The sequence below is a fragment of the Neisseria sp. WLZKY-1 genome, assembly GCF_046546535.1.
Taxonomy (GTDB): Bacteria; Pseudomonadota; Gammaproteobacteria; order Burkholderiales; family Neisseriaceae; genus Neisseria.
In genome coordinates this window covers 1-2,600 of the sequence record NZ_JBKGTW010000095.1, presented here as the reverse complement: position 1 = coordinate 2,600, position 2,600 = coordinate 1, and the positions used below count along the sequence as shown (strand labels likewise).

General features: G+C 58.9%; 2 protein-coding genes. Both read left to right on the top strand.

Going from position 1 to position 2,600, the window contains the following annotated elements; genetic code table 11:
* Positions 1–988: 988 nt before the first annotated feature.
* A complete protein-coding gene (gene glp, locus ACLD9W_RS12245; RefSeq protein ID WP_410842269.1) occupies positions 989–2,218 on the top strand; it encodes a gephyrin-like molybdotransferase Glp in 1,230 nt (409 codons plus the stop codon).
* Between the two features lie 215 nt (positions 2,219–2,433).
* On the top strand, positions 2,434–2,600 hold a 167-nt coding region (locus ACLD9W_RS12240; protein ID WP_410842270.1), incomplete at its 3' end, for an aspartate/glutamate racemase family protein.

Genomic DNA, 2,600 nt, shown 5'->3' with positions numbered 1-2,600 from the left:
GACCGCTCCCTGAGCTACGCAACGGTTGTTTGCCTTGGTCGGATGCGGGCGGCGGCGGGCGGTTTGTTGCTATGATACGGAAGTTCCGATATACAAGGTCGGATTCTCGAATCCGACGTTTCCCCGCAGGGAAAAGCACCCAAGCCATCATGGCGGACGTTTTTCGGATTCAAGAATCCGACCTACGGCAACTAGCTGCGTAAAAACGCCGAAGCCCAATGCTGACGGACAAGGCAGCCTGAAAGCCGTTGCGATGTTTTCAGGCTGCCTGTGCCCAAACACCGTCATTCCCGCGCAGGCGGGAATCTTGGCAGAATCACGGCAACACTTCGCTTCGCCAAACATTGCCCGAAATCCAAACCGGATTCCCGCCTGCGCGGGAATGACGGAAGCGGCGGCAACACCGTTTTCAGGCTGCCCGATCAGCTTTTCAGACGGCCTATAAACCGCCGCAAAGGCAGCCTGAAAGGATTCTTGAATCCGACGTTTTCCCACAGGGAAAAGCACTCGAGCCGTCATCGCGGACGCTTGTTGGATTCAAGAATCCGACCTACGGCAACTTTCAGACGGTCTTACGCCGCCCAAGCCCAAGCAGCCTGAAAGGCCGTCTGAAACCCCCAAACCATAGAATGCGAAAGCACAAGTAGGGCGTGCGGCCAAGCGCATCGCCGTTGCCCAACGGTTGCTCCTAGGGGGCTGTTGACAATTGGTTTGCGAAGCGGATTTTTTGTCGGAAAGCGGCAGATGCAAGGCGAAAACGCGAGCCAATGCCGCCCATTGGCGAGTGTTTTCAACGTGGCAGATGCCGTTTTACGGCGAAAAAGCTGCCGCAATACCAAATGTCAACAGCCCCTAATTCACGATGCCCCGCACGCCCTACCTGTGTTTTTGCTTTCAGGCTGCCTAACCAGCTTTTTAGACGGCCTAAACCGCCACAAAGCAGTCTGAGACCCCAAACCCGCCACAAAACCGCAAAAGGAACACCCCAATGGCACTCACCCCCGTTCACGAACTGCAAACCCTGATTTACGACAAAATCGCCGACCATCCCCAGCCGCTCGAAACCGAAACCGTGCCCGTGGCCGCCGCCGTCGGCCGCGTTCTCGCCCAAGACATCGTCTCCGCCGTCAACATTCCCCCCGCTGACATCTCGGCGATGGACGGCTACGCCCTGCAATCGGCCGCAAACGCAGGCAGCGAGTGGGCAGTGGTGGGCGAATCCGTGGCCGGACAAGCCTTTTCAGGCTGCCTGCTAAAAGGCGCGTGCGTGCGGATTATGACCGGCGCGGTTGTTCCCGACGACTGCAACACCGTCATTATTCAAGAAAACGTCAGCCTTTCAGACGGCCGCATTACATTGGCAAAAGACGTGTCCGAAGGCGCAAACATCCGCCGCAAAGGCGAAGAAATCGCCGTCGGCGACACCGTGCTTACCGCCGGACGCATCCTGCGCGAAGCCGACATCATGCTCCTGGCCGCGCTCGGTTACGGCGAAGTGCCCGTACACCGCAAAATCCGCGTCGCCCTACTCTCCAGCGGCAACGAACTTTTAGAACCCGGCGAACCCGATACCGGCCGCGACGACCAAATCTACGACAGCAACCGCGCCATGCTCGCCGCCCGCCTCGCCCGCCTGCCCGTCGAAATCATCGACTTCAAACAAGTCGGCGACGATTTGGAAGACATCCTGCACGTCTTCGATGAAGTCATCCGCACAGCCGACGTACTCATCACCACCGGCGGCGTATCCGTAGGCGACTACGACTTTATGCGTACCGCCGTCGAGCGCGTCGGCAGCGTCCACCACTACAAAGTCGCCCTCAAACCCGGCAAACCCTTCGTCTTCGGCCGCATGATGAAAACCTGGTTTTTCGGAATGCCGGGCAACCCCGTTTCCGGCTTTGTCGGCTTCGACATCTTCCTTAAAGCCGCGCTGTGGCAGATTTGCGGCGCGGCCGACATTCCCCAACCGCTGCGCTTTAACGCCGTATTGAGCGAACCCGTTACCAAAAACCACAGCCGCACCGACATCCAGCGCGGCATCATCGAGCGCCAAGCCGACGGCACATGGCACGCCCGTCCCTGCGGCAGCCAGGATTCGCACCGCATCCTGCAAGTCTCCCGCGCCAACGCCTATCTGGTCATCCTCGCCGAAAGCGGCTCGCTTGAAGCAGGCGAAAGCGTAACCGTGCAGCCCTTTACCGACGCGTTTTTATAAGGAATTTATAAGCATGGGGGCAGGGCAGGGTACAATACGCCCCGCAGTTTCAGGCTGCCTTTGCCAAACAGGGCAGGGCAGCCTGAAAATCAGAAAGGCCGTCTGAAACCCGTAGGCCGGATATCCATATCCGACAGCCGCCCGCAAGGCGGCAAAAGGCAGCCTGAAACCCCGAAACCGCTGCCCGCAACGGCGGCGCAAGGCAAAGGAAAACCATGAAAACCATCGGCATCATCGGCGGTATGAGCCCCGAAAGCACCGTGCTGTACTATCAGGCCGTCAACCGCGAAACCAACCGCAGGCTCGGCGGCAACCGCAGCGCGGACATCGTGATGCACAGCGTCGATTTTGAAGAAATCGTCCGCCTGCAAAAAAGCGGCGA